The sequence below is a fragment of the Kitasatospora sp. A2-31 genome (assembly GCF_022288725.1).
Taxonomy (GTDB): Bacteria; Actinomycetota; Actinomycetes; order Streptomycetales; family Streptomycetaceae; genus Kitasatospora.
On record NZ_JAKNTA010000091.1, the window covers coordinates 1 to 2286 of the forward strand.

General features: G+C 76.5%; 3 protein-coding genes. 2 read left to right on the forward strand and 1 reads right to left on the reverse strand.

Annotated features, from left to right (window positions below):
- The coding region (locus MCM47_RS39765) for an NAD-dependent epimerase/dehydratase family protein (RefSeq protein ID WP_238951723.1) at positions 1–362 on the reverse strand (362 nt) is incomplete at its 3' end.
- A 243-nt stretch (positions 363–605) separates the two neighbouring features.
- Between MCM47_RS39765 and MCM47_RS39770 the strand changes: the two genes are divergently transcribed.
- On the forward strand, positions 606–1526 hold the full coding sequence (locus MCM47_RS39770) for a hypothetical protein (RefSeq protein ID WP_238951724.1): 921 nt from the start codon (positions 606–608) through the stop codon (positions 1524–1526).
- A 150-nt stretch (positions 1527–1676) separates the two neighbouring features.
- Positions 1677–2286, forward strand: a 610-nt coding sequence (locus MCM47_RS39775) for a YoaK family protein (RefSeq protein WP_238951725.1), incomplete at its 3' end; no start/stop codon positions are given.

Consider the following 2286-nt stretch of genomic DNA (forward strand, 5'->3'; position numbering starts at 1 on the left):
GGTGCGCCGAAGTGGTGGGCGTAGATGGTGGCGGTGCTCATCTGCAGCCAGACCCGCGGCGGGCGCTTCGCGGCGGCGACCGCCTCGCCGACGACCCGGGCGGAGTCCACCCGGGAGTGCAGCATCGCGCGCTGGTTGGCATCGGTGTAGCGGCAGTTGACGCTGCGCCCGGCGAGGTTGACCACCGCGTCGGCGCCGTCGAGGGCCTCGGCCCAGCGGCCGAGGGTGCGGCCGTCCCAGTAGAGCTCGCGGTCGGCGCGCGGCCGGCGGGTCAGGACCAGGACCTCGTGGCCCTCGGCGGTCAGCGCGCGGTCCAGGATCCGGCCGATCTGCCCGGTTCCACCGGGTATGACGATGCGCATCGAGTCCCCCTCTCGTGGTGTCGGTCCGAGCGTAGGGCATAAATGAACGTGTTCAAAACTGGTCCCGTCCTGGGGGCGGCGGCCCCGGTCGGCGAGCGGACCCGTTTTGCGCGGCGTCGCCGTTCGCACTAGGTTTCGACGCCGTCGGCGCGGGGGGCCGCAGCGGAGCCGATCAGGGGTCAGGCGGCCGGTGGACCCGCCGGGCCGGCGGACGACGCCACCTCGGGGGAAGGAAGCAGCACCTTGCGCACCAGCCGCACTGCCCGCACCAGCCGCACTGCCCGCACCGACCGGACCGCTCGCGCCGACCGGACCGCTCGGACCGCTCGCGCCGACCGCACCGCCGGAACGGTGACGTCCGCCCTGGCCGTGATCGCCTGCCTCGGCGCGCTGAGCGCCTGCGGGCCGGACGACGGCGGTGACCAGGCCGCCGCGCCGAGCAGGTCCGCGAGCCCGGCCGCGACCGCCCCGGCCGGCGGAACGGGCACCGGCACCGCCGCGCCGCAGCCGTCGGGCGGCGCCGCCAGGCCGTCCGCGGCCGGCTCCGCGGGCGCCCCCGGCTCCCGGGACGTCCCGGCCGGCGCATGGATCGACCCGCGCAGCATCCCGCTGGACGCGACCTACCACTGGCCCGCTCCCACCGGCACCGCCAAGACCGTCGCCGGCGCGCCGACGTTCAAGGTCCAGGAGCTCTGCCACTCGAAGCTGTCCCCGGACACCGCGGACCTCGGCACCGGCCGGGCGGCCGCGCAGTCCCTGCTCGGCGCCGGCGGCCCCGACCGGTGGCAGGCCCAGCAGACCCTGCTGTACGAGGGCGACCCGCGCCCGAGCAGCGGCGTCGCCCAGAGCGCCCACGCGGTCCTCAGCGACCTCCGGGAGGAGGTCAAGGCCTGCGCGAAGACCGCCCAGGGCGCCACGGTCAAGGTGACCAGCCCCGAGGACGCGAACTACCTCGCCGCGACGGTGACCGTGCCGCAGGCCGGCGGCAACGCCGTCACCCTGCACGAGTACCTGACCGCCCCCGACGGCACGGTGAACGAGCTGGCCGTCTGGACGACCGGCAGGAGCGGCGCCCAGCCCAAGGTCCCGTGGGCCGGCCCGGCCGACGCGGAGGTCGCCAAGGCGATGGACTCGGCGCTCTGCACCGCCCTCAAGGACTGCTGAGGACCGCCGGGGCGGCCGGCAGCGCCCCCCGACCCCGCCCCGCCCCGGCATGCCCGGAGCGGGGCGGCGTCGCCTCCGCGGTGCCCGGTCGGGCGTAGAACGGACGTGGTGCCGGAACCGCCGGGCACGCACGACCGGAGGAGGAGCGCGATGAGGAGCGACCCACGCCACGGCCCGCTGGTGTCGATGCTGCTGGCCCTGACCGTGGTCACCGGCATGGTGGACGCGGTCAGCTACCTCGCCCTCGGCCACGTCTTCGTCGCCAACATGACCGGGAACGTGGTCTTCCTCGGCTTCGCCCTGGCCGGCGCCCCCGGCCTCTCGGCCACGGCCTCGCTCGCCGCGCTGGCCGCCTTCCTGTCGGGTGCGCTCGCCGGCGGCCGGCTCGGCGAGCTCCTCCCCGGCCACCGCGGGCGGCTGCTCGTCGTCGGGGTCTGCGTCGAGGCGACGCTGCTGACCGGCGCCACCCTGGTCGCGGCTCTGGCCGACCACGGCGCCGACCCGGCCCGGTACGTCCTGATCGGGTCGCTCGGCCTCGCGATGGGGTGGCAGAACGCGGTGGTGCGCCACCTGAAGGTGCCCGACCTGACCACCACCGTGCTGACCATGACCATCACCGCCCTGGCCGCCGAGCGGGCGGGGCGCCGCCGACTCGCCTCCGCGGTCTGGATGCTCGGCGGTGCGGTGCTGGGCGCCGTGCTGGTGCTCCACGCCCACGTCACCGGCGCCCTCGGCGCGGCACTCGTCCTGCTGGTCGCCG